Origin of the sequence: Streptomyces yangpuensis (assembly GCF_024666385.1) — a bacterium.
Taxonomy (GTDB): domain Bacteria; phylum Actinomycetota; class Actinomycetes; order Streptomycetales; family Streptomycetaceae; genus Streptomyces; species Streptomyces yangpuensis.
This window is the reverse complement of sequence record NZ_CP102514.1, coordinates 4875165-4900393: the sequence shown is the minus strand read 5'-3', so window position 1 is coordinate 4900393 and position 25229 is coordinate 4875165. Positions and strand designations below refer to the sequence as shown.

General features: G+C 74.0%; 18 protein-coding genes. 4 read left to right on the top strand and 14 right to left on the bottom strand.

Going from position 1 to position 25229, the window contains the following annotated elements:
- Positions 1 to 44 precede the first annotated feature (44 nt).
- From NRK68_RS22595 to NRK68_RS22580, 4 genes are all read right to left on the bottom strand, one after another.
- The gene (locus NRK68_RS22595) at positions 45 to 800 is read right to left on the bottom strand and encodes an AIM24 family protein (RefSeq protein WP_257856555.1); all 756 of its coding nucleotides are present in this window, start codon (positions 798 to 800) and stop codon (positions 45 to 47) included.
- A 17-nt stretch (positions 801 to 817) separates the two neighbouring features.
- On the bottom strand, positions 818 to 1498 hold the full coding sequence (locus NRK68_RS22590) for an AIM24 family protein (protein WP_030963531.1): 681 nt from the start codon (positions 1496 to 1498) through the stop codon (positions 818 to 820).
- A 20-nt stretch (positions 1499 to 1518) separates the two neighbouring features.
- Entirely contained in the window at positions 1519 to 3162 is a 1644-nt protein-coding gene (locus NRK68_RS22585; protein ID WP_257856554.1) for a TerD family protein, read from the bottom strand.
- A 139-nt stretch (positions 3163 to 3301) separates the two neighbouring features.
- Positions 3302 to 3940, bottom strand: coding sequence for a M48 metallopeptidase family protein (locus NRK68_RS22580; RefSeq protein ID WP_373023635.1), 639 nt, complete (start codon positions 3938 to 3940; stop codon positions 3302 to 3304).
- Positions 3941 to 4065: 125 nt separating this feature from the next.
- Between NRK68_RS22580 and NRK68_RS22575 the strand changes: the two genes are divergently transcribed.
- The gene (locus NRK68_RS22575) at positions 4066 to 5220 is read left to right on the top strand and encodes a TOMM precursor leader peptide-binding protein (protein WP_257856553.1); all 1155 of its coding nucleotides are present in this window, start codon (positions 4066 to 4068) and stop codon (positions 5218 to 5220) included.
- 75 nt (positions 5221 to 5295) lie between these two features.
- Positions 5296 to 6624 (top strand): ABC1 kinase family protein, encoded by a 1329-nt coding sequence (locus NRK68_RS22570; protein WP_183067224.1) that lies wholly within the window; start codon positions 5296 to 5298, stop codon positions 6622 to 6624.
- 37 nt (positions 6625 to 6661) lie between these two features.
- Here the strand turns inward: NRK68_RS22570 and NRK68_RS22565 are convergent, their stop codons facing one another.
- The 5 genes from NRK68_RS22565 to NRK68_RS22545 form a co-directional block, all read right to left on the bottom strand.
- Entirely contained in the window at positions 6662 to 6871 is a 210-nt protein-coding gene (locus NRK68_RS22565) for an ADP-ribosylation factor GTPase-activating family protein (protein WP_030962492.1), read from the bottom strand.
- A 111-nt stretch (positions 6872 to 6982) separates the two neighbouring features.
- Entirely contained in the window at positions 6983 to 7312 is a 330-nt protein-coding gene (locus tag NRK68_RS22560) for a putative WhiB-interacting protein (protein ID WP_183067223.1), read from the bottom strand.
- Positions 7309 to 7680, bottom strand: coding sequence for a WhiB family transcriptional regulator (locus tag NRK68_RS22555; RefSeq protein ID WP_030029453.1), 372 nt, complete (start codon positions 7678 to 7680; stop codon positions 7309 to 7311). Before NRK68_RS22555 ends, NRK68_RS22560 begins: the two co-directional genes overlap by 4 nt.
- Positions 7681 to 7863: 183 nt before the next feature.
- Positions 7864 to 8190 carry a hypothetical protein gene (locus tag NRK68_RS22550; protein ID WP_373023634.1) on the bottom strand — a complete coding sequence of 109 codons (327 nt, stop codon included), beginning with the start codon at positions 8188 to 8190 and terminating at the stop codon, positions 7864 to 7866.
- 167 nt (positions 8191 to 8357) lie between these two features.
- Positions 8358 to 10520 carry an ATP-dependent DNA helicase UvrD2 gene (locus NRK68_RS22545; protein ID WP_183067222.1) on the bottom strand — a complete coding sequence of 721 codons (2163 nt, stop codon included), beginning with the start codon at positions 10518 to 10520 and terminating at the stop codon, positions 8358 to 8360.
- A gap of 170 nt (positions 10521 to 10690) precedes the next feature.
- Here NRK68_RS22545 and NRK68_RS22540 point away from each other — a divergent pair, with 170 nt between their 5' ends.
- Positions 10691 to 10951 carry a mycoredoxin gene (locus NRK68_RS22540; RefSeq protein WP_030772737.1) on the top strand — a complete coding sequence of 87 codons (261 nt, stop codon included), beginning with the start codon at positions 10691 to 10693 and terminating at the stop codon, positions 10949 to 10951.
- Between the two features lie 74 nt (positions 10952 to 11025).
- Here the strand turns inward: NRK68_RS22540 and nudC are convergent, their stop codons facing one another.
- From nudC to NRK68_RS22515, 5 genes are all read right to left on the bottom strand, one after another.
- The gene (gene nudC, locus NRK68_RS22535) at positions 11026 to 11967 is read right to left on the bottom strand and encodes an NAD(+) diphosphatase (RefSeq protein ID WP_183067221.1); all 942 of its coding nucleotides are present in this window, start codon (positions 11965 to 11967) and stop codon (positions 11026 to 11028) included.
- Between the two features lie 70 nt (positions 11968 to 12037).
- On the bottom strand, positions 12038 to 13453 hold the full coding sequence (locus NRK68_RS22530) for a dipeptidase (protein ID WP_257856549.1): 1416 nt from the start codon (positions 13451 to 13453) through the stop codon (positions 12038 to 12040).
- Between the two features lie 9 nt (positions 13454 to 13462).
- On the bottom strand, positions 13463 to 17545 hold the full coding sequence (locus tag NRK68_RS22525; RefSeq protein WP_257856548.1) for a UvrD-helicase domain-containing protein: 4083 nt from the start codon (positions 17543 to 17545) through the stop codon (positions 13463 to 13465).
- Between the two features lie 126 nt (positions 17546 to 17671).
- Positions 17672 to 21352 (bottom strand): ATP-dependent helicase, encoded by a 3681-nt coding sequence (locus tag NRK68_RS22520; RefSeq protein ID WP_373024498.1) that lies wholly within the window; start codon positions 21350 to 21352, stop codon positions 17672 to 17674.
- Between the two features lie 246 nt (positions 21353 to 21598).
- Entirely contained in the window at positions 21599 to 22105 is a 507-nt protein-coding gene (locus NRK68_RS22515) for an MGMT family protein (RefSeq protein ID WP_373023633.1), read from the bottom strand.
- A gap of 65 nt (positions 22106 to 22170) precedes the next feature.
- Here NRK68_RS22515 and NRK68_RS22510 point away from each other — a divergent pair, with 65 nt between their 5' ends.
- A complete protein-coding gene (locus NRK68_RS22510; RefSeq protein WP_373023632.1) occupies positions 22171 to 25038 on the top strand; it encodes a lysylphosphatidylglycerol synthase transmembrane domain-containing protein in 2868 nt (955 codons plus the stop codon).
- Positions 25039 to 25229: the final 191 nt, after the last annotated feature.

The window sequence follows — 25229 nt, the reverse complement described above, 5'->3', positions numbered from 1 at the left end:
GAAGGGGCGGTCCCGTACGGGGCCGCCCCTTCCGCCGTCCCGGATCAGTTCCAGGCGTTGTTCTGGTTCTGGGCGTGGGAGCCGTGCTGGCCCATGCCGAACTGCGCGGCGACGCCCTGTCCGACCTGGGCGTTCTGCGGCGGCAGCGCCTCGCTGGGCTGTACCAGCGCGATGCCGGTGCCGAGGAAGCTCAGCTCCCAGCCCTCGCCGGTGTTGCCGCGCCGCCGCCAGACGCCGCTGGAGTGCGTCTGGGCCTGCATCTGCACCCGCAGCGAGGTGGACCAGGCGACGATGGCGTCCGCGTCGACGTTGACGTACTTGTCGGGCGTGACGTGCATCATCAGCGGCTGCCCGGAGGTCATCAGGGCGACCTTGCCGCGGCCGGAGATGTTGAGCTGGTACTTGCCGGAACCGGAGATCCCGTACTGGCTGTCCACCGCGATGACCTCGGTGTGCAGGGTGGAGTCCAGGGCCAGGACGTAGCTGCTGTCGACCGTGAGGCCCTCCTGGTCCACGTCCACGACGTGGACGTACTGGGCCAGGTTGGCGAGGTAGACGGTGCCCTGCCCGGAGCAGCGCATGAGGTCCAGGCCCTCGCCGGTGCGGCGGCGGGCGCCCCGCTGGCTCGAGGTCTGGTACTCGCCGTCGAAGTCGATGAGCCCCTGGTAGGCGACCATCGCGCCCTTGCGGGCGAGTACGTCGTCGGTGCCCGTCAGCGAGACCCGCAGCAGCTGCGGGTTCTGGACGGTGTAGCGGTCCTGGGACTGCGCCTCGGCGTGGGCGAAAAGTGCGCTCTGCATGATGTGTCCGCTCCCCCTCAGCCCCGGACCCGGAGCCGGTCGGTGCTGTCCTCGCTGGGCTGTACGACGACGATGCCCTGGCCTGAGAAGGCCATCTGGTAGGCCTCTCCACTGCCGCGGCCGAGCATCGACGAGGCCTTGAAGCTGCGCTTGCCCTTGACCTTCAGGTTCGGCGACCAGGCGACGAGCGCGTCGGGGTCGACGTACGTCTCGTCCTCGCCGCGGCCGCAGTCGACCACGATCGGGGTGCCGCGCGAGGTCAGGGCGACCCAGCCGGTGCCGGCGACCTCGACGTTGAAGAGGCCCTGGCCGGCGAACTTCGCCAGGCCCTTGACGCGCTCGACGCCCCACTGGAGGTGCGCGTCGAAGGCGAGCAGGTTGGTGCCGTTGACGGAGAGCGAGTCGTTGTTGAGGTTGATGACGACGACGTCGGCGCCGTAGTCGGCGAGGTAGAGGAGGCCGTCGCCGGTGCACTTCATCAGGGGTGCGCCCTCGCCCGTGGCCCACTGCGAGGCCATCTGGCGGACGGCCGGCGGGTTGGGCTCGTACTGCACGAAGCCCTCGTAGGCGACCATCGAGCCGGTGCGGGCGAAGAGGTCCTGGCCGCTCTGCATGGCGACCTTGAGCATGGACCGCCCGTGGTTCTCCATGCGGGCCGTGACGGGGGTCGGGGCGAAGCCCGCGAGCTGCTGGTTCATTGCGTTCATGTCGGGCTCCCTCAGACCTCGTACGGCTGGACGACGATGAAGTTGCCGGGAGCACCGCGGAACTGGAGGTTCACGGTCTCCCCGCTGTGGCCGGGGTAGGCGTTGCGCCGCAGCCGGACCTGGCTGGAGAGGATCACCTGCGAGGCGGCCGACCACGCCACGATGGCGTTGCTGTCCGCGAAGGTGGTCGGGGTGACGGGCAGGACGACCGGGGTGCCGTGGGTCTTGACGATCACCGTGCCGGTGCCCTGGAACTGCATGGTGAACAGGGCGCCGCCGGGGATGCCGTGGCCCTCGATCCGGCGGACCTCGTGCTGGAGGGACTCGTCGAAGGCGAGGACGTTCTCCGCGGAGACGCAGATGGCGTCGCCCTGGAGCTCGATGGCGTGCAGGTGCGCGCCGTTCTCGGCGAGGAAGACCTGGCCGCGGCCGGTGCAGCGCATCAGCTGCATCTCCTGGCCGGTGGCGTTGCCGACGATGCGGCCGGCGAAACCGGCGCCCTTGTAGCTGAAGTCGACCTTGCCCTGGTACAGGACCATGCTGCCCTGGCGGGCGAGGACGGCCTGGCCGCCCATCGAGAGGTCCACGCGCATGAGCTGCTGGTTCTGCGGGGTCCAGCGGGAGCCGGTCGGGGCCTCCTTGTACGGCTGGAGCGCCGCGGCGAGGCCGGCCGCGGGGGCGGCGGCCTGCGGGGCGTAGCCGGGCTGCTGTCCCGGGACCTGGCCGTAGCCGGGCTGCTGGCCGTAGGGGGCGGGGGCCGGGGCGGGCGGCGGCACCTGGCCCGGGTACTGGCCGGGGACCTGGCCCGGGACCTGGCCGTACGAGGGCTGCTGCGGCGGCTGGCCGTACGGCGCGGGGGCCGGCGGGGCGATCGGCGCGGCCATGGTGGGCGCGGCGTGCACCGGGGCGGGGGCCGGGGCCTGCGGGTACTGCGGCGGCTGGGGGGCGGCCGGTGCGGGGGCCGCGGGGGGCGCGCCGAAGGAGGGGGCGGGAGCCGGGGCCTGCGGGGCCGGAGCCGGGGCGGGGGCGCCGAAGGACGGCGCCGGAGCCGGGGCGGCCGCCTGCGGCGGCGGGGCGAAGCCGGGGGCGCCGGCCGCCGGGGCCTGCTGCTGCGGCTGCTCCTGCTCCTCGGCGACCTCGCCGCCGAAGTTCTTCAGCAGGGCGTCCAGCCCGCCGTCGAAGCCCTGGCCGACGGCGGCGAAGCGCCACACGTCCTTCAGGTAGAAGTCGCCGAGCATCACGGCCCGCTCGGTGCTGAACTCCGCGCCGGTGAACGCGTACCGGACGACTTCTTCGCCGCCGGCCACGATCCGGATGTAACCCGGGCCGATCTGCGACATCTGTCCGGCGCCGTCGATCGTGGCGGTGAAGGACAGCTTGTGGATGGACGCCGGGACACGGTCCAGGGTCACCCGGAAGGATTCCGTGTCACCGGACTGCGCGCCGAGCAGCTGGATGGACTCTTCCGGTGACTTCGGCTGATTGAAGAAGACGAAGTAACGGTCGTCCGAGAGCTGCTCGTTGGCGTCGAGTCCGAAACAGCTGATGTCGAAGGTGAGTCCGGGCCCGGCGATCTGGACGCCTACGTACAGATCGGTGCCCGCTGTGAGATCACTGACCTTGGCCTTGTGGCCGCGTTGGAATTCCCTTGCCATGCGTTACGACGTCCCCCATCCCGACTGAGCATTCGTGCCGCTCAGGCTAACGGCATCTGCCGACATCCGGCCAAGCCGGTACCAACCCGGTACACATCACGCTGTGTGACACGACGGGGGTCCGGCCGGCCTGCGTGTGTCATTCCTCGCGGGCGGCGGGCACCTTCGGCAGGCGGTCGGCCGCGACCACGCCCTCCAGGTAGCCCCGGGCCCGCTCGGTGCGCGGGTAGGCCTCCAGCAGCTCCCAGAAGCGGGGGCCGTGGCCGGGCACGAGGAGGTGGGCCAACTCGTGCAGGAGCACGTAGTCGACGACGTACTCCGGCATGCCCTGGAGGCGGTGCGAGAGCCGGATGCTGCCTTCGGCCGGGGTGCAGGAGCCCCAGCGGGTGTTCTGGTTGGTGACCCAGCGGACCGAGCGGGGGCGGGCGCGGCCGTCGAAGTACTGCTCGGACAAACGCTCGGCGCGTTCGGTGAGTTCCGCGTCCCCGAGGGTGCGTCTGCTCTCCTGGGCGGCCAGCTTGTCGAGCATGACACCCACCCAGCGCCGCTCCTCCGCCTCGGACATCCGGGCAGGGATGAGGACGACCGTACGGTCACCCTCGCGGTAGGCGGATACGGTCCTGCGGCGGCGCGCGCTCCGGCGGACTTCGACGGCGCGCGGCGGTGGGTCGGCGGACACGCCACGACGGTACCCGGTGACGGCGGCGGAAGTCCCGCTCGTCCGGCGTTCGAACACGGGCGGTTCGCGGTCGGCGCCCGAAGCGGCATTCCTCTTCATCTCATATGCCGAATACCTCCTGCCTGTGGACAAATTCCTGCACGGATTCCGGCAGGGGGGCACTGTTGCCGGGGAGCGGGAAATACGGCGGCGCGGTCCGCACGGATATCGAGGGGGGGTCGGACATGTTTCCGAGGGTGAAGCCGGCGCTGGCGCGGGCATGGCGGGATCTGCAGACGGTGCAGTTCGGGGTGACGCCGGCGCACGCGGTGGTGCTCGGGCCCGTGGACACGGCGACGGGCACGCTCGTCGACCGGATGGACGGGACCCGGGGGATGGAGCTGCTGCGGGCGGAGGCCACGAGGATGGGACTGCCGGACGGCCTCGCCGACGCCCTGGTCCGACGGCTGGCGGGGGCCGGTCTGCTCGACGACGCGACGGCGGGCGGGCCGCGGGCGCAGGCCCTGCGCCGGCATCCGGAGACCCTGGAGCGGCTGGGCCCGGACCTGGGGTCGCTCTCGCTGGTACACCGGGAGCCCGGCGGGGACCTGCGGGGGGTCGCGGCGCGCCGGGCGATACGGGTCCGGGTGCGCGGGAGCGGCCGGGTGGGCACCGTGATCGCGACGGTGCTGGCGGGAGCGGGCGTGGGGCGGGTCGAGGTGCTCGACGGGGGCCGGGTGGAGCCGGCCGATGTGGCACCGGGCGGACTGGGACCGGGGAGCGTGGGCCGGATGCGGGCGGAGGCCGCGGCGGGAGCGGTCCGTTCCGCGGCCCCGGGGGCCGGCCCGCGGGCCGGGGAGGAGGAGGGGACGGAGCCAGGGCTGTCCCTGGTGGTGGTCGCGCCGCGGGACGGGCTGCAGGCCTGGGCCCCGGATCCGGACACCGCCGCCGACTGGGTCGCCTCGGGCATTCCGCACCTGTACGCGGGGGTGTTGGAGGGGACGGGTCTGGTGGGGCCGCTGGTGCTGCCGGGCACGACGGCGTGCGCCGGGTGCATGGAGCGCGACCGCGTGGACCGGGACCCGGCCTGGCCGAGGATGCTCGTGCAGTGGCGCTCGTCCCACCGCCGCCGTGGGAGCGCCGCCTGCGACCTGGGTCTGTCCACGGCGGTGGCCGGGCTGGCCGCGGCCCACGCACTCGCCTTCCTCGACGGGCAGCTGCCCGCCTCCACGGGCTCGCGCTGGGAGGCGGCCCTGCCCACTCTGCACTGGGAGCCGGCTCCGCTTCGCCCCCACCCCGGCTGTCCCTGCGGGGCGGCCTCGGAGCCCGCGGAACCGCTCCGGGCGGCGGGGCGGGCCCCGGGGAGCGGATCGGGCGGCAACCCGCCGGGAGGGCCGTGACAGGATGCTCGGGGACCGAGGGGTTTCAGCCGAACCGCCGCGGGCGGCGCAGCTGTCTGGGAATTGGAGGGGCTCATGTCTGATCTTCCCCGGAAGGCGGTCACCCGTACCGTCAAGCTGGCCGCGCTGCCGCTCGGCATCGCGGGCCGGGTCACCTGGGGGCTGGGCAAGCGGATCGGGGGCAAGTCCGCGGAGATCGTGGCGCGCGAGCTCCAGCAGCGCACCGCCGAGCAGTTGTTCCGCACCCTCGGGGAACTGAAGGGCGGTGCCATGAAGTTCGGGCAGGCCCTGTCGGTCTTCGAGTCGGCTCTGCCCGAGGAGGTCGCGGGGCCCTACCGGGCGGCGCTGACCAAGCTCCAGGAGGCGGCCCCGCCGCTGCCCGCGGGGACGGTGCACCAGGTGCTGGCGGAGCGGCTGGGGGCGGACTGGCGGGACCTGTTCGAGGAGTTCGAGGACAAGCCTGCCGCGGCGGCCTCGATCGGGCAGGTGCACCGGGCGGTGTGGCACGACGGCCGGCAGGTGGCGGTGAAGGTCCAGTACCCGGGGGCCGGTGAGGCGTTGCTGTCGGACCTGAAGCAACTGGGCCGGTTCGCGGGGCTGCTGGGACCGCTGGTTCCCGGTATGGAGCTCAAGCCGCTGATCAAGGAGTTGCGCGACCGGGTGTCGGAGGAGCTCGACTACGAGCTGGAGGCCGAGGCCCAGCGGACCCATGCGGACGCCTTCGTGGACGATCCGGACGTGATCGTCCCGGACGTGGTGCACCAGGGCGACCAGGTGCTGGTGACCGAGTGGATGGACGGGACCCCGCTGTCGGAGGTGATCGCCGACGGCTCCGAGGAGGAACGCGACCGCGCCGGACAGCTGCTGGCCCGGTTCCTCTTCTCCGGTCCCGCGCGGACGGGTCTGCTGCACGCGGATCCGCACCCGGGCAACTTCCGGCTGATACCGGGGGCGGACGGCCGGATGCGGCTGGGCGTACTGGACTTCGGCACGGTCGACCGGCTGCCCGGGGGCTGGCCGAGGCCCATCGGCCGGTCCCTGCGGATGACGCTGGACGGCGACGCCGAAGGGGTCTACGGCCATCTGTGCGCCGAGGGGTTCGTGCGGGAGTCCGTCGAGCTGGACCCGGATGCCGTGCTGGACTATCTGAAGCCGATCATCGAGCCCGCCGAGGCCGAGGAGTTCACCTTCACCCGGCCGTGGCTGCGCGGCCAGGCGGCGCGGATCGCCGATCCCCGCTCCCCCGCACACCAGTTGGGCCGGCAGATCAACCTGCCGCCCTCGTACCTGCTGATCCACCGGGTGACGCTGAGCACCATCGGAGTGCTGTGCCAGCTGGGCGCGACGGTGCGGCTGCGCGACGAACTGGACACCTGGCTGCCCGGGTTCGCGTCGGAAGAGTGACGGCCCGGGCCGTCACCACCGGCCGTACCACCGGCCGTCACCACCAGGATGAGTCGAGCCTGCCTTCGATCGCCCGGAGGTTGGCGCGGGCGCATTCGACGCAGAAGTACTCTCTGGTCCCGTTCTCCACCGAACAGGTCCAGGTGGGCGGGGCTCCGCCGGGGGACTGTGTGCCGCAGCGCGCGCAGACGACGACGGGCTGGGCCTCGGATCCCGACGGGTCGGGCTGGGGAGTCGGCTGGTCCACCTCCAGACGGTACCTCCGCCGGGGTGCGCGGGCCCACGCAACGCACCGGGGGACCGGTCCGAACGGACCGGTCCCCCGGGAGGCTGCATCCAGTTCCTGGAGCGTGACCTCTTAGTGCATGACGGCCATGGCCAGTGCGCGCCGGGCGCGCAGCGAGACGCGCTCGGCTCGCCGCTGCATGCGGCGGGCGGCGACCAGGCGGAGGGCGTGACGCTCGGCGTCGGCCTCTCGCATGCGGTCGTTCATATGGGCGCGAGCCAGGGCTTCTGGGATGAGTTGCATTTCGCGGGTCCTGTTCTGACGCGAGGTGATCGCGCCGGCGGTGATGAAGTCTGCGTGGGCGGCGCCGTGGGGCTGCTCGCTCGTGGTGTGGGCGGTCATGAGGGCCTGCTTCAGGGGGTCGTGCGTCAGGGGGCGGTCGATGGTTCCGGTGGCGGTCATGCCGAGACAACCGGGTTCTTGCGCGGACGGCCACGGGGCCGCTTGCGGGCTACGACGACACCCTGGACGAAGAGCTCGCCACCCCAGACACCCCAGGGCTCGCGGCGCTCGACCGCTCCGGCGAGGCAGGCCTCGACCAGCGGGCAGGTCCGGCAGAGGGACTTGGCGTACTCGACGTCGGCCGGGGACTCGGCGAAGAAGACCTCGGGGTCGAAGGTGCGGCAGGGAACCGGGACGCCGAGGTTCTCGATGGCGTCGTCGAGCGCGGTCAGCGCGGTGAGCGGGGTCAAGGTGTGGTCCTCCGGGACTGCGGGCGGGGAGATCGTTTGGGTCTGCGGTACGGACGGGGCGTGCGCTTCGAGTTGCACGGTGGTTTCTTCCTCGTCTTGTTCGGCTAGTCGTTCCGGCCGGTCGGCCGGGTTCGGCTGGTACCTGGTTCTGCCAGTCCCGAGGCCCCTTCTCTGTCGTCGCCCCCGGTCGGGGACAAACAGAAGGGCCGCGGATCCCGGGTGGGGTTCCGCGGCCCTGAAGGCGCCGGCCTGATCATGCGATCAGGCTGGATCACTCCAGGGTTCGAGCCCACGGAAGGCCCACATCAGGTGGTGCTGCTGCTTCGTCTGCTTCTTCAGGGATCCGGCACCGGCCGCGGCGGCAAATCCATAGGCGCCGTGCGCCTGTGCTTCTGCTGCCAGTACTGCCACCGGTGCCTGGGTCGGTCGCTCATTGCGCTCGCTGACCGCGAGGGTCGCGAGAAGGGTGGCGGGACGGCCGGCGGAAATCGCGGACGCACCCGTACCCAGAGCGGAGACGGAACCGAGCAGGCAGGAAGCATCGACCGAGCGATCGGTCATTTCGGTGAAGGTCATGAAGCTGGTCACTGGTCTCGCCTCCTCTCGGCGTCTCGGGGACCCGGCCCGAGGGCCTGTCCCATGCGTATTCGGATAAGTACAGCACGGAACCAGGGCTTCGGAGAAGCCACCGTTTCCGTTGCTAAGAACCTATGGGTCTTCGCTGGGCATGTGCAAACTATTTTTCCGACGATTTTCTACGCGTCGTCAGGATCCTCGCCCCCAGGCTCCTGACCTGCACAGATGGCCAGCACATCGGCTCCGTACCGGTCGAACTTGCGCCGGCCCACCCCGGAGATCATCGAGAGCTCCTCGGCCTCGGAGGGCGAGGCCTCCGCGATCGCCGTCAAGGTCTTGTCCGTGAAGACGCAGTAGGCGGGCAGGCCCTGCCGATCCGCCTGTGCGGCACGCCACTCCCGCAGCCGCTCGTAGAGACCCGCGTCCATGTCGGAGGGGCAGTCCTCGCAGCGCATCAGCTTCAGCTCGCCGGCCTCGGTCAGCGTCCTGCCGCAGACCCGGCACAGCGCCGGGCCGCGGCGGCGGCGCGGCCGCGCCACCCGCTCGCCCGCGGAGCCGGGCCGGCTCGGGGCGGCGGAGCCCGGTCGCAGGCCGTTCAGGAAGCGGCTGGGGCGCCGGGAGGCCCTTCCCCCGGGGGCGCGGGAGAGGGCCCAGGAGAGCGTCAGGTGCAGCCGGGCCCGGGTGACGCCCACGTAGAGCAGCCGCCGCTCCTCCTCGACCTGGTCGTCGGTCTTGGCGTAGGTGATCGGCAGCATGCCGTCGGTGAGGCCGACGAGGAAGACGGCGTCCCACTCCAGGCCCTTCGCCGCGTGCAGCGAGGCCAGGGTGACCCCCTGGACGGTCGGGGCGTGCTGGGCCGCCTTGCGCTCGTCCAGCTCGACCACGAGGTCCGCCAGGGTGGCCGCGGGCCGGCCGCGGGCGAAGTCCTCGGCGAGCCGGACGAGCGCGGCCACCGATTCCCACTGGTCGCGCACGGCGCCGGAGCCGGCGGGCGGCTCGGTGGTCCAGCCGATGGAGCTGAGCACCGCCCGGACCTGGGAGCCCAGGCCGACGAGGTCCTCGAGCAGCGGGTCGTTCCCGCCGGAACGGGCCGTTCCGCGCAGCGCGAGGAGGGCCTTCTGGACCTCCTGGCGCTCGAAGAACCGCTCGGCCCCGCGGAGCTGATACGGAACCCCGGCGTCGGCGAGGGCCTGCTCGTAGACCTCGGACTGGGCGTTGATGCGGAAGAGCACGGCGATCTCACCGGCGGGGACGCCCGCGGCGATCAGGTCACGGATCCGGCGGGCGACCCCCTCGGCCTCGGCGGGCTCGTCCGCGTACTCGGCGTAGACCGGGTCGGGGCCGCCCTCACGCTGGGAGACGAGCTCGAGACGGTGCTCGGCGGCCCGCCCCTTGGCCTGGTTCAGGAGCCCGTTGGCGAGGTGCACCACCTGGGGCGTGGAGCGGTAGTCGCGGACCAGCTTGACCACGCTGGCCTGCGGGTAGCGCGTGCGGAAGTTCAGCAGGTGGTCGGGGGTGGCGCCGGTGAAGGAGTAGATGGTCTGGCTGGCGTCACCGACGACGCAGAGGCTGTCGCGCTCACCGAGCCACAGCTCCAGCAGCCGCTGCTGGAGCGGGCTGACGTCCTGGTACTCGTCGACGACGAAGTGCTGGTACTGGGCGCGGATCTGCTCGGCGATGTCGTGGCGGTCCTGGAGGATGCCGACGGTCAGGAGCAGCACGTCCTCGAAGTCGATCATTCCGCGGTCGCGCTTGAGCTGCTCGTACGTCCCGTAGATCTGGGCGATCTCGGCCATGTCCCGCGGGGCCTCGCGGCCCGCCTTGCGAGCGGCCGCCGGATAGTCGGCGGGCACCGTCTGGGTGACCTTGGCCCACTCGATCTCACCGGTGACGTCGCGCAGCTCCCCGCGGTCGAGACGGATGCGGCAGCGCGCGCCGGCCTCCGCGACGAACTGGATCTTGCGTTCCAGCAGCCGGGGCACCTCCCCGCCGACGGCCCGGGGCCAGAAGTACTGGAGCTGGCGCAGGGCGGCGGAGTGGAAGGTCCGGGCCTGGACCCCTTCCGCGCCGAGCGAGCGCAGCCGGCCGCGCATCTCGCCGGCGGCCCGGTTGGTGAAGGTGACGGCGAGCACGCTGGCCGGCATGAGCTGCCCGGTCCGGACGCCGTAGGCGATGCGGTGGGTGATCGCCCGGGTCTTGCCCGTACCGGCGCCGGCCAGCACGCACACCGGTCCGCGCAGGGTCGTCGCGACCTCGCGCTGCTCCGGGTCGAGGCCCAGGAGCACCGCGTCGGCCGAGTCTGCGGCGGCGGAGAAGGAGGAGGAGTGCGTTGCTGCTGTCACTCCAACATGCTGCCAGGTCGTGTGCGCCGGGCGGGAAGTCCGTCCACAGGCGGTGCGGATTCGTCATATCGGTCACACCGGAGGTGCGGATGCGCACGTACGGGAATGGCCCTGCGGTCGCGTACGTTCGAGTCTTCGGACCACCGAGCCTTCACGAAGGAGAGCGCAGCATGCAGGACACGGGCACCGTCACGATGTACAGCACGACCTGGTGCGGCTACTGCCGTCGGCTGAAGACGCAGCTGGACCGGGAAGGCATCGCGTACAACGAGATCAACATCGAGCTCGACCCGGAGTCCGCGGCGTTCGTCGAGAAGGCCAACGGCGGGAACCAGACGGTGCCCACCGTGCTCGTGAAGTCCGCCGCCGGCAACGAGTCCGTCATGACGAACCCGAGCCTGGCCCAGGTCAAGCAGGCGCTCGCCGTCTGAGCGGGCTCCCCCGCCCGCGGAAGGCCCCCGTCCCTGCCGGGCGGGGGCCTTCCGCGTCCGCGGGGTGACGGACGTCACGCCGCGGACTTCGGCAGCGGCTCGCCGTACCAGAGCTCGACCAGCCGGGCCGCGATGGAGATGCCCGACGGGGGCAGCACCTCGCCCGACGCGAACGCCGCGCGCAGCTCGTCGCGGGAGAACCAGCGGGCCTCCTGGATCTCCTCGCCGTCCACGGTGATCTCGGAGCTGGTGGCGCGGGCGTTGAAGCCCAGCATCAGGCTGTACGGGAACGGCCACGGCTGGCTGGCCACGTACTCGACCCGGCCGACCCTGACGCCGGCCTCCTCCCACACCTCGCGGACGACGGACTGCTCTATCGACTCGCCCGGCTCCACGAACCCTGCGAGGGTCGAGAAGCGGCCCTCCGGCCAGTGCACCTGGCGGCCCAGCAGCGCGCGGTCGTGCTCGTCGGTGACCAGCATGATCACGGCCGGGTCGGTGCGCGGGTAGTGCTCGGCGCCGCAGCCCGGGCAGCGCCGGATGTGGCCGGCGGCCGCGACCACCGTGCGCTCTCCGCAGCGGGAGCAGAAGCGGTGCATCCGCTGCCAGTTCTCCAGTGCCACGGCGTTGACCATCAGCCCGGCGTCGCGGTCGTTCAGCAGCAGTCCGGCCTCGCGCAGGCCGGCCGGGCGGGCCGACTGGTCCATGCGGCCGGGCAGGGCGTCCTTCTGCAGCGCGAAGTACCGTACGCCGTCCTCGTCGGTGCCCAGGAAGTAGCGGTGGGTCTCGGTGACCGGAGCCTCGAAGGCCGGGGTCATGACGATGCCGGTGCCGCCGTCGGGGGTGTCGTCGATCAGGACCTGGCCCCCGGAGACGACGAAGACACGGGTCGTCGGGTGGCTCCAGGCGGCGGCCAGCCATGCCTCGTCGAGGCGGTGGTGCGCGGCACGGTCGATACCGCTGGGCGCGGTGAGCGAGAGAGGTCGCTCGGTATGGGTGCTCACTGGTACTTCCATCTCCCCCGGTGGTGGGACAGGCAGGCTCGGTACGACAGGTGTGTGCGCCGGGTCGGGCGGGTGTGCGGGGTCAGGCGGGTGTGCGGGGCGTGCGGTGGGCGGCGGCCAGGTCACCCCAGAGGTAGGCGGCCGTTTCGACGCCCTTGAGCAGCAGGTCCAGCTCGACCTTCTCGTTCGGCGCGTGCCAGCCGTCCGACGGTACCGAGATGCCGAGGAAGAGGACGGGCGCGTCCAGGACGTCCTGGAGGTCGGCCGCGGGTCCGGAGCCGCCCTCGCGGGTGAAGCGGATCTTCTGGCCGAAGGCGCGGCCCATGGACCGTACGACGGACTGCAGGGCCGGGTGGCCCAGCGGGGTCAGGCACGGGCGGGTCGGTGCGCCGAAGGTGATGGAGTGGCGGATCCCGTCCGGGATCCGGGCGGCGACCCAGTCCTTGACGGCGGCCTCGATCTCGTACGGGTCCTGTCCGGACACCAGCCGGAACGACAGCTTCACATGGGCGGAGGACGGGACGATGGTCTTCCCGCCGGGGCCCTGGTAGCCGCCGCCGATGCCGTTGACCTCGGCCGTCGGGCGGGCCCAGACGCGCTCCAGGGTGGAGTACCCGGCCTCGCCGGCGGCCGCGTGGGACTTGGCCGTGCGCAGCCACTCGGACTCGTCGAAGGGCAGCTCGGCGATGAGCGCGCGCTCCGCGTCGGTGAGTTCGGCGATGCCGTCGTAGAAGCCGGGGACGGTGACCCGGCCGTCGGCGTCGTGCAGGGCGGCGACCAGGCGGGCGGCGGCGGTGGCCGGGTTGGGCACGGCCCCGCCGAACGCGCCGGAGTGGATGTCCTGGTCGGGACCGTGCAGGTCGATCTCGCAGTCGGCGACGCCGCGCATGCCGGTGCAGACGGTGGGGGTGGTCTCGGACCACATGCCGGTGTCGGAGACGATCACGACGTCGGCGGCGAGTTCGGCGGCGCGGGTCTCGACGAGCTCGCGGAAGTGCGGGGAGCCGGACTCCTCCTCGCCCTCGATGAGGAGCTTGAGGTGCACGGCGGGGGCGGCGGCGCCGGTGGCCGCCAGGTGGGCCCGTACGCCCAGGGTGTGGAAGAACACCTGGCCCTTGTCGTCGGCGGCGCCCCGCGCGTACATGCGGCCGCCTCGGACCACCGGCTCGAACGGGTCGGTGTGCCAGCCGTCGGCCACGGCGGCGGGCTGCACGTCGTGGTGGCCGTACACGAGGACGGTCGGGGCGCCGGGGTCCTCGCTCGGCCAGTGGGCGTGCACGGCGGGGGCGCCGTCGGTCTCCCAGACCTCGGCGACCGGGAACCCGGTCTCCTTGAGCTTCGCCGCGAGCCATTCGGCGCTGCGGCGTACGTCGTCCGCGTGCTCGGGCTGGGCCGAGACGGAGGGGATGCGCAGCCACTCGGCCAGGTCGTCGAGGAACGCGGCGCGGTGGGTGTCGATGTACGTGCGGACGACGCTGTCCGGCTGGGGGTCGCTCATGCCCCGAGCCTAGCCGTCCGCCGGGTGGTCACCGTCGGGGCCCGATTCGCCTTGGAGGATCCGCTCAAGACGGGCCCTGCCGGGGAGGTTGCGGGGGCGGATCACCCGGCCGCTGCGGACGTGCAGGAAGGCGGCGGTGACCCGGTCGAGCGGGGTGTTCGTGGCCTCGGCCCAGGCCAGGCGGTAGACGGCGAGCTGGAGCGGATCGGCCTCGGTGGTCCGGCCGGTCTTCCAGTCGACGATCTCGTAGCTGTCGACGCCGTTCTCGTCGGTGGTCCGGTAGACGGCGTCGATCCGGCCGCGGATGACGCGGCCGGCGAGGGTGAGCTGGACCGGGGCCTCCATGCGGTGGGGCGGGCGGTCGGCGTACGGGCTGCGCTCGAAGGCGGCCTTGAGGTCGGCGAGGTCGGCCTCGTCCGCGATGTCCTGGCCGGCGGCGAAGCCGGTGTCGGCGCCGGGGAGGTCGGCGACGGGGTCGAGGACGTCGAGGAAGGGGAGCGGGAGCTCGTCGAAGCGGGACTCGACCCAGGCGTGGAAGCGGGTGCCCTGGCGGGCCGCGGGCTGCGGGGGCTTGGGCATGGGGCGGGCGAGGTCGCGTGCGAAGCCCTGCTCGTCGGCGGCGAGCCGGAGCAGCTGGCTGGCGGAGAGGGCGGAGGGCAGCACCACGTCGCGGACGGCCGCGCGGGCCCGGCGGAGCTCGCCCTCCAGAGCGTCGAGGTCCCGGTCCCAGGAGGCGATGGTCCGCGCCTCCTCAGGCGCGAGCGGGCCGCCTCCGGCGAGGTCGGCCCCCGGGAGGCGCGGCTCGGCCGCCGGGTCGGCCCTGCGGGCGCCGGGCTCCGCCGCCCAGGCCTCGTCGGCCCACCCGTCCTGCGGCACGGCGTACGGATCACCCTGCGGGTCGGCGGCAGAAGAGGCGGGCCTGCGCGCGCCGGAGCGCGGCTCGGCCGCCGCGTCGGCCCCGCGCACGCCGGGCTCCGCCGCCCAGGCCTCGTCGGCCCACCCGTCCTGCGGCACGGCGTACGGATCACCCTGCGGGTCGGCCGCAGGGGCGGGCCTGCGCGCGCCGGAGCGCGGCTCGGCCGCCGCGTCGGCACCGCGCACGCCGGGCTCCGCCGCCCAGGCCTCGTCGGCCCACCCGTCCTGCGGCACGGCGTACGGATCACCCTGCGGGTCGGCGGCAGAAGAGGCGGGCCTGCGCGCGCCGGAGCGCGGCTCGGGCGCCGCGTCGGCCCCGCGCACGCCGGGCTCCGCCGCCCAGGCCTCGTCGGCCCACCCGTCCTGCGGCACGGCGTACGGATCACCCTGCGGCTCCGCCGCCGGGTCTGCCTCGCGGGCGCCGGGGTGTGTCGGCGGGGTGGCGGGGCGTGCGTCGCGCGGCTGGGGTACGGCAACGGCGCGGGGGCTCGGGCCCGTGGGCCGGTCGGCTTCGGCCCAGAGGCCGTCGCGGCCCTCGGGCCAGTGGTCGGGCTCGGGCTCGCCGGGCCCGCCGGACCAGAGGAGGTCGGGGTCCGGGAGCCAGGGTTCGGTGTCGTAGGACGGGTCTTCGCAGTCCGGGGGCCAGAGGTAGGCGTCCTCCTGCGGCGGCGGGGCGGCCAGGTAGGACTCGACCAGGGCGGCCGCCGCACGGCGCAGGGTGAGGGAGTGCGGGTCGAGCGGCAGCGGCCAGGAGTGGTCGGCCGCGGACTCGCCCGCGAGGGCCGGGTTCTCCGCGGTCGGCTCGGGCTCGTCGGCCCAGGCCTCGATCTCGCCGAAGCCGGCCGCGCAGTGCTCGTAGAGGGCCTGCAGGAACTGCGACGGGCCGCGGCGCTTCTTCTGGGTCGGGCCCCACCAGTGGCCCGAGACCAGCAGCAGGGACCGCGGGCGGGTGAAGGTCACATAGCCGAGGCGGAGCTCCTCCACCGACTTGTGGTGCTTGAGGGCGGCCTTGAAGGACTTCAGGCCGGCCGAGGTCCAGGCCGGGTCCGCCGGCAGGGTGGAGGCGTCGCCGCGCAGCGCGTAGGGAAGGACCTTCGCGTACGAGGTCCAGGCCTCCGGCGGCTTCTCTTTAGGGAAGGACCCCGCGCACAGGTCCGGGACCACCACCACGTCCCACTCCAGGCCCTTGGACTTGTGGGCGGTGAGGACCTTCACGGTGTTCTCGCCGCCGGGCAGGGCGTGGTCGAGGCCCTTCTCGTACTGGGCGGCCGTGCGCAGGAACGCCAGGAAGGCCAGCAGCGTGGCCTCCCCGTCGAGCGCGGCGAAACCGGCCGCGACGTCCATGAAGTTCGACAGGGTCTCGCGCCGGCGGGCCGCCAGCGCGTGGGGGGACGCGGACAGCTCCACCTCCAGCCCGGTGGTGGACAGCACCCGGTGCAGGACGTCCATCAGCGGGTCGGCGAGGGAACGCCGCAGGTCACGCAGCTCTTGCGCGAGGTGCGCGAAGCGGACCCGGGCCTCGGCGGAGAAAGGGAGGTCATCCGGGGTCTGTCCGCCGCCGTCGAGGAAGGTCTCCAGGGCGTCGGCCAGGGACACGATCTCCGCCGGGTCCACGCCTTCCACGGCCGCCGCGAGCCGCTCGTCCGGGTCCGCCCCGTCGGGGGCCGCGCGGCCCACCAGGAGCCGCGCCCGGCGGCCCAGCAGGGCCAGGTCGCGCGCGCCGATCCGCCAGCGCGGGCCGATGAGGAGCCGGACGAGGGAGGCGTTGGCGCCCGGGTCCTGGAGGACCTCGCAGACGGCCACGAGGTCGGCGACCTCGGGCAGGTGCAGCAGCCCGGACAGGCCGACGACCTCCACCGGCACGTCCCGGTCCACGAGCACGGCCTGGATCTGCGCGAAGTCCCCGGCGGACCGGCACAGGACGGCGATCTCGCGCGGCTCCGTGCCCGTGCGCACCAAGTGGGCGACGGAGTCGGCGAGCCAGTCGAGCTCCTGGGCGTGAGTCTCCAACAGGGCGACGCGGACCTGGCCCGCGCCCTCCGCCCCCGGCGCGGGGCGCAGCGCCTCCACGCCTTCGTGCATGTCCCGCAGCGGGGCGGCGAGCCCGTTGGCGAGGTCCAGGAGGCGGCCGCCGCTGCGCCGGTTCTCGCTGAGCGAGAGCCGGGTGGCGGGGGTGCCGTCGGCGTGCGGGAAGTGCTCGGGGAAGTCGTCGAGGTTGGCCACGGAGGCCCCGCGCCAGCCGTAGATCGCCTGGCAGGGGTCGCCGACGGCGGTCACGGCGTGGCCGGTGCCCGCGCCGAACAGGCCGGACAGCAGCAGGCGCTGTGCGACCGAGGTGTCCTGGTACTCGTCGAGGAGGACCACCCGGAACTCCTCGCGCAGCAGCGCGCCCACCTCGGGCCGGGTGGTGGCGAGCTGTGCGGAGAGGGCTATCTGGTCGCTGAAGTCGAAGAGGTCGCGGGAGCGTTTGGCGGCCCGGTAGCGGCCGACGAGCTCCAGCAGTTCGAGGCGGCCGCGCACGGCCTCGGGGACCTTGCGCAGGTCCTCGTTGGTGAGCCTGGTACCGGCGAGGGTGTCCAGGAGCTCGGTGTCGTGGGCGCGCAGGGCGTCGGGGCCGACCAGGTGCTCGGAGAGCTCGGCGTCGAGCGCGAGGAGGTCTCCGACCAGGTCGGGAACGGACTTGGTGAGCGAGGGGTACGGGCCGGGGGCGTCGCGCAGCACCTTCGCGGCGAGCTGGAAGCGGGTGGCGTCGGCGAGGAGCCGGGAGCTCGGCTCCAGGCCGATGCGCAGGCCGTGGTCCTTGAGGAGCTGGCCGGCGAAGGCGTGGTACGTGGAGATGCGCGGCTCGCCGCCGACGGCCGCGGCGTCGGCCGGGGAGGGGTCCGGGTCGGTGATGCCGGCCCGGGCCAGGGCGCCCCGTACGCGCTCGGACAGTTCCCCGGCGGCCTTGTTGGTGAAGGTGAGGCCGAGGACCTGCTCGGGTGCGACGGCGCCGGTGCCGACGAGCCAGACCACGCGGGCGGCCATGACGGTGGTCTTGCCGGATCCGGCGCCGGCGACGACGACCTGCGGGGCGGCCGGGGCGGTGACGCAGGCCATCTGTTCGGGCGTGAAGGGGATCCCGAGGAGCTCTTTGAGCTGCTCGGGATCGCTCAGTACGGACGCACGCGCGGACACGTGAAAAGGCTAGCCGCCCCCACCGACAGCCCCGACCGCCGAGCGCGCGACCGCCGGGCTCAAGCCTCGGGCTGCTCGGGCGGCGGCCGGGCTCGTGCGTAGCCTCCTGGGCTCGGGCGGCCGGGCTCACTCGACCGTCTGGCGGCCCTCCGGGCGGGCGCTGCACGAGCTGCGGAAGGAGCAGTGGTCGCAGTGGCGGCCCGCGGCGGGCGCGAACCGCTCGTCCAGGACCCGGCCCGCGGCGGTCGCGAGCAGGTCGCCGACCCACTCCCCGTCGAGCGGCTCCTGGGCCTGCACCTTGGGGACCGCGTCGCCGCCCTCGCGGACCGCGGCGCCCTGGCGGAGCTGGACGAGCTCGGCGCCGCCGGGGGTGGGGCGCAGTCCGTCGAAGACCTCGTCGACGGCGCCCTCGCGGACGGCGAGCTGGTACACGGCGAGCTGGGGGTGGCGGGCGACCTCGTCCTTGGTGGGCGCGGACTTCCCCGTCTTGAAGTCGACGACGTACGCGCGGCCCTGCGGGTCGGTCTCGACCCGGTCCATGGAGCCGCGGACGCGAACGGCGACGTCGCCGGCTTCGAGCGTGACGTCGAACTCGTGCTCGGTGGCCACGGCCGCCCGGCCCCCGCGGTCGGTGGTGTGCCAGCGCAGGAAGCGTTCGAGGGCGGCGCGGGCGTTGTCCTTCTCCTGGGCCGACTTCCACGGCGCGTCGAAGGCGAGGGCGTCCCAGACCGAGTCGAGGCGTTCCATGAGGACGGCCAGGTCGGCGGGGGTGCGGCCGGAGGCGACCTCGTCGGCGAGGACGTGGACGACGTTGCCGAAGCCCTGGGCGGCGGTGGAGGGGGCGTCGGCCTTGACCTCGCGGCCGAGGAACCACTGCAGGGAGCAGGTGTTGGCGAGCTGGTCCAGGGCGCTGCCGGAGAGGGCGACGGGCCGGTCCCGGTCGCGCAGCGGGACGCTGCTGCGGGTGGGCTCGTACAGGCCCCACCAGCGCTGCGGGTGCGCGGCGGGCACCAGGGGGCGGTCCTCGTCGTCGGTGAGCGCGGCGAGGCGGGCGAGGCGGCGGGCGGCCGCGTCGCGCAGGGCGGGCGAGGCGTCCGGGTCGACGGTGGTGGCGCGCAGCTCGGCGACGAGCGCCGGGACGGCGAGGGGGCGGCGGGGCCGGCCGGTGACGTCCTTCGGGGTGACGCCGAGCTCGGTGAGGAGGCGGGAGGGCTGGTCGCCGTCCTCGGCGGGGGCCTTGACGGCGGTGACGACGAGGCGGTCGCGGGCGCGGGTGGCGGCGACGTAGAAGAGGCGGCGTTCCTCGGCGAGGAGGGCGCCGGGGGTGAGCGGTTCGGCGAGGCCGTCGCGGCCGATCCGGTCGGCCTCCAGGAGGGAGCCGCGGCGGCGGAGGTCGGGCCACAGGCCCTCCTGGACGCCGGCGACGACGACGAGGGACCACTCCAGGCCCTTGGAGCGGTGGGCGGTCATCAGCCGGACGGCGTCGGGGCGGGTGGTGCGGGTCGTCAACGTGTCGGCGGCGATGTCCTCCGCCTCCAGTTGTTCGAGGAAGTTGAGCGCGCCGCTGCCGCCGGTACGGTCCTCGGCGCGGGCGGCGGTGTCGAAGAGGGCGCAGACGGCGTCGAGGTCCCGGTCGGCGTTGCGGCCGGCCGGGCCGCCGCGGCGGGCCTGGCGTTCGAGGCGGTCGGGCCAGGGGGTGCCGTCCCAGAGGATCCACAGGGCCTCTTCGGCGGTGCCGCCGCCCTGGAGGAGCTCGCGGGCCTTGCGCAGGAGCAGGCCGAGGCGCTGCGCGCCGCGGGCGTACGCCGGGTCGTGCGCGGTGAGGCGCTCGGGCTCGGCGAGGGCGCGGGCGAGCAGTACGTCGGAGGGTGCGGGCACCTTGACGCCTGCGGCGCGCTCCTCGTCACGCAGGGCGCGGCCGAGCCGCCGCAGGTCGGCGGTGTCCATGCCGCCGAGGGGGGAGGTGAGCAGGGTGAGCGCCGCCTCGACGCCTCCGGCGTGGTCGGCGGATTCTCCGTGGCCCGCCCCGGATCCCGTTCCGCGGTCCGCGGTGTCCTCGGGCAGTCCGCCCGTGCCCGCGTCGGCTTCGCCGGGGTACGCCCCCGAACCGTCGGCGGGGTCCGCGGCCGCCTCCGGCGCACGGGCCGCAGGCGGCACGGGGCCCGCTGCCGGGGCCGTGTCCGCGTGCTGCGGCTGCCGGCCGGGCTCGCCCTCGGCGACGGCCTCGGCGGCAGGTCCCGTGGCATCGGCGGCCGGGGACCCGCCGGCGGAGCCCGTCGCCGGGGCCGCCCCGCCGGGGGCGGTGGCGGCCGGTGCGCCGCCCGCGGGTGCAGCGGGCTCGCCCGAGGCCGGCCCGGTGTCCTGGGCCGGCGGGACGGCGTGCTGCTCGCCGCCGGACTCACCTGCGGCGGCAGCCGGCGGCGGGCCGGCGGCCGGGGCCGGCTCCGCAGGAGCGGTCTGCGCGGCGGGCTCGGCTGCGGGAGCGTCCGCAGGGTGGGGCTGCGGGCCGGGCTCGCCCGGGAGACCCGCCGGCCAGGTGGCCGTGAGGCGGAGGGCTGTGAGGAGGGGGGCCACTGCCGGTTCGTGGCGGAGGGGGGTGTCCGTGCCGTCCGTCTCGACCGGGACTCCCGCCGCGATCAGGGCGCGGCGCATCGCCGGCAGGGTGCGGCCGCCCGCGCGGACCAGGACGGCCATGTCCTGCCAGGGCACGCCGTCCTCCAGGTGGGCCCGGCGCAGGATGTCGGCGATGTTGTCCAGTTCGGCGCCGGCCGTCGGGTAGGTGAAGACCTCCACCCGGCCGCCCTCCCGCGTGGCCCGCAGGGCGCGGTGCGCGCGGACCGCGTCCGCGGGGAGGCGGGGCAGCGGCATGCGGGTGGTGAGGAGGCGGGTCGCCTCCAGGATGGCGGCGCGCGAGCGGCGGCCCACCGTCAGGGCCCTGACCTGCGCGCCCGGGAAGGCGGACGCGAAGTCCAGCACGTTGTTGATGTCGGCGCCGCGGAAGGCGTAGATCGACTGGTCCGGGTCGCCGAAGGCGACCAGTGTGCCGCCGCGCCCGGCCAGGGCCCGCAGCAGCCGCAGCTGCGAGGCGTCCGTGTCCTGGTACTCGTCGACGAAGATCGCGTCGTAGGCCGAGGCCAGTGACGGCGTGCGCTCCGCGAGGAGGACCGCGCGGTGCAGGAGTTCCGCGTAGTCCAGCGTGCCCTGTATGTCCAGGACGTCCAGGTATTCGGAGAGGAAGGCCGCCGCCGCCTTCCAGTCGGGGCGGCCGATGCGCTCCGCGAAGTCGGCGAGGGCCGTCGGGCCCAGACCCAGCTCGCGGGCGCGGGCGAGGACCGCCCGGACCTCGTCGGCGAACCCGCGCGTGGTCAGCGCGGCCCGCAGGTCGTCCGGCCAGCGGATCGAGCGGATCCGGCGCTGGCCCTCCAGCAGGGTGCGGACCATCACGTCCTGCTCGGGGCCGGACAGCAGCCGCAGCGGGTCGGCGAAGAGGTCGGTGTCCTGGTGGGCCCGGACCAGGCCGTAGCAGAAGGAGTGGAAGGTGGTGGCCTGCGGGGCGCGGGCACCTCCGAGCCGCAGGGCGGCCCGGTCGCGCAGTTCGACCGCCGCCTTGCGGCTGAAGGTGAGGATCAGGATCCGGGAGGGGTCCGTACCCGCTTCCACCCGGGCGGCGACGGCCTCGACCAGCGTGGTCGTCTTCCCGGTGCCCGGTCCGGCCAGCACCAGCAGTGGTCCGCCGGGGTGGTCAACCACCGCCCGCTGCGCTGCGTCCAGCACAGGGGGATCCACCCGTTCCGGCCCGGTGCGCACGAGGCGGTACGCGTCGGAGGTCCGCGTACGCCGCCGTTCGGTGCGGCCGGAGGAAGAGGTGATCACGTGAGGTGCCGGTCCTGGTGGGTCTGCGTGGTGGGGCGGTGGTGCGGTGCCGGCTCGCGCGGAAGCCGAAGAGGCAACGCTACGGCAACCGGCGCGCGCCGCGCAGTCCCCCCGGCTACCCCGGACGGGCGTTCGCACCGCCGTCCGACCGCCCGCCCCGGCGCCGCATGGCCGAAGCTGTCAGGTGTGAGCCTCGTCGCGCCCGCCGTCCGGTCCGCCGGGTCCGCCACCCTGTCCGCCGGGTCCGCCGTCCGGTCCGCCGTCCGGTCCGGAGTACCCGTCCCAGCGTGCCCGGCGCATGTCCAGGCGCGGCTCGCCGCCGGCGGTCGGACGCAGCGGCGTCGCCTCGGTCCGGTAGTGCTCCAGGGCCCGCGCCTCGTGCCCGGGCAGCGGCATGCCGTCCGCCCGCACCACGCGCCACCAGGGCACGGCTCCGCCGTACAGGGCCATGACGCGCCCGACCTGGCGCGGCCCTCCCTCGCCGAGCCATTCGGCGACGTCCCCGTATGTCATCACCCGGCCGGGCGGAATACTCTCGACGGCCTCCAGTACGCGCTCCGCGTACGCGGGCAGCTCATCACTCATTCGGCACATGGTGCAGTACGCCGGCCCCCCGTCGGTGGAAGTTGTGGTTCCGGACCGGCGCGCACCCTGATGCCCCGAGGGCCCCTCGGTCCGTGCCACCATCTTCCGGGCGGTGACTGGTGATACGTGATCAAGAAGAGACGGATGTGACGACGAAGGAGCAGGGTGTGAGCCCTCCGGAAGGCGCGGCGGGGGACGATGGCGCGCGCCCTGGCGACGGCCCCGCCTCCCTCCCGCAGGACCACGCACAGGACCATCCGCAGAACCGCCCCCATGACCCCCTGCCGGACAGCCCCCGGGACCACCCCCTGCCGGACCGCCCGCAGGACCGTCTCCGGGACCTCGCGCCGGGCCATGCCCCGGGACTCCCGGCCGGCCGCACCCGCGGCGCGGCCGCCGACGGCACGGAGGCCGCCGGGGACCCGGAGGACACCGAGGCCCCGCACGGGCACGCCCCCACCGCCGCCGACCGGGTCGAGGTCGACGAACCGCTGCTCGCCGCCCGCGTGCACCGGCCCTCCGACCTCGTACGCCTCCTCGTCGGCATCCTCGGCATCGCCGTGCTGCTGGGCATCGCCGCCTTCGCCCACGGCACCACCGTCGGCCTGGAGGAGGACATCAGCAAGGGCACCGGCCAGGCTCCGGACCTGCTGATCAAGGTCGCGGCGCTGGTCTCCAGCATCGCGGTGCTGCTGCTCCCCGTGGCCTTTGCCATCGAACGGCTGATCAAACGCGACGGGCTGCGCATCGCCGACGGCGTGCTCGCCGCCGTCCTCGCGCACGGCGTCACCCTCGCCACCGACCTGTGGGTCTCCCAGGCCGCCCCCGACACCATCCAGGACGCCCTCACCCGTCCTGCGGGCGGCGGGACCCTCACCGACCCCGTGCACGGCTACCTCGCGCCGGTGATCGCCTACATGACCGCGGTGGGCATGACCCGCAGACCCCACTGGCGCGTCGCGCTGTGGGTGGTCCTGCTGCTCAACGCGTTCACCATGCTGGTCAACGGCTACACCACCCCCTTCTCGATCATCCTCACCGTGCTGATCGGCTGGAGCGTGGCCTACGGCACCCTGTACGCCGTCGGCTCCCCGAACGTGCGCCCCACCGGGCAGAACCTCCTCGCCGGGCTGCGCCGCGTCGGCTTCCAGCCGGTCAGCGCGATGCGCGCCGAGATGCCCGACGGCCCCGAGGCGTCCGAGACCGGCGACCGCGGCCGCCGCTACCACGTCACCCTGGAGGACGGTCCCCCGCTCGACGTGACCGTCGTCGACCGGGAACAGCAGGCCCAGGGCTTCTTCTACCGGGTCTGGCGCCGGCTCACCCTGCGCGGTATCACCACCCGCCGCAGCCTGCAGTCACTGCGGCAGGCCCTGGAGCAGGAGGCACTCCTCGCGTACGCGGCCATCGCGGCCGGGGCGAACGCGCCGAAGCTGATCGCGACATCCGAGCTGGGTCCGGACGCGGTGATGCTCGTCTACGAGCACCTGGACGGCCGGACCCTGGACTCCCTGTCCGACGAGGAGATCACCGACGACCTGATCCGCAACGCGTGGGAGCAGGTGCACGCCCTGCAGTCGCGGCGGATCGCGCACCGCAGGCTCACCGGCGACGCACTGGTGGTGGATCGTTCCGGCAATGTCATCCTGACCGACCTGCGCGGCGGCGAGATCGCGGCAGGTGACCTGGTGCTCCGGATGGACGTCGCGCAGCTGCTGGCCACCCTGGGCCTGCGGGTCGGGGCGGAGCGCGCGGTGGCCTCGGCGGTGTCGGTGCTCGGCCCGGACATCGTGGCGGACTGCCTGCCGCTGCTCCAGCCGATCGCGCTGAGCCGTTCCACCCGGGCGACGCTGCGCAAGCGGGCCCGGGAGCGGGCGGAGCGCGAGCGGGAGGCCGTACTGGAGTCCTCGCGGGCGGCGAAGGCCGCGCGCGAGGCGGGATCCGCGGCCGGCTCGGCCCCGACCTCGGCCGCCGCCGAGCGCAAGGCCGAGAAGCGGGCCCTCGACGACGCGATGGACGAGGTCCGCGAGGAGGACCTGCTGAGCCAGATCCGCCGGCAGGTGCTGCTGATCCGCCCGCAGGCGCCGGTGGAGCCGGCCCGGCTGGAGCGGATCCGGCCGCGCACCCTGGTGTCGTTCATCGCGGGCGCGTTCGGTGCGTACTTCCTGCTCACGCAGCTCGCGCACGTGGATTTCGGGACCATCATCGGCGACGCGCAGTGGGGCTGGGTCGGGGCGGCGCTCGCCTTCTCGGCGCTCAGCTACTTCGCGGCGGCGATGAGCCTGCTGGGCTTCGTGCCGGAGCGGGTGTCGTTCCTGCGGACGGTCGTCGCGCAGGTGGCCGGGTCGTTCGTGAAGCTGGTGGCCCCGGCGGCGGTCGGCGGCGTCGCGCTGAACACGCGCTTCCTGCAGCGGGCGGGCGTCCGGCCGGGGCTGGCGGTCGCGAGCGTGGGCGCCTCGCAGCTGTTCGGTCTGGCCAGCCACATCCTGCTGCTGCTGTCCTTCGGCTACCTGACCGGGACCGAGAAGACCCCGGAGATGACCCCGTCCCGGGCGGTCATCGCGGGGCTGCTGACGGTGGCGGTCCTCGTGCTGGTGGTGACGGCGGTGCCGTTCATGCGGAAGTTCGTGGTCACGCGGGTGCGGGCGCTGTTCGCGGGCGTGGTGCCGCGCATGCTGGACGTGCTCCAGCGGCCGAAGAAGCTGATGACCGGCATCGGCGGGATGCTGCTGCTGACCGGCTGTTTCGTGATGTGCCTGGACGCGTCGATCAGGGCGTTCGGGGGCGGCGAGGCCATCAGCTACGCGAGCATCGCGGTGGTGTTCCTCGCGGGCAACGCGCTGGGGTCGGCGGCGCCGACGCCGGGCGGCATGGGCGCGGTGGAGACCACCCTGACGCTGGGGCTGATCGCGGCGGGGCTGGAGAAGGAGGTCGCGATCTCGGCGGTGCTGCTGTTCCGTCTGATGACGTTCTGGCTGCCGGTGCTGCCGGGGTGGATCTCGTTCAACTTCCTGACCCGCAAGGAAGCGATCTAGCCTCCGGCTCGGTCTGCGGGGGGTACGGGGCCCGCGCCCCGTACCCCGGCGTTTCGCTACGGGGTGCCCCCGTACCCCCGACGGCGCTCGGCGCCCGCGCCCGCCGGGAGGTCCTGGCGCAGGGCGGGGGCAAACGCGGGCGGGCTCCGGGCTACCCGAACGGGTCAGCGCGCGGGCGGGGCACGGCGGGG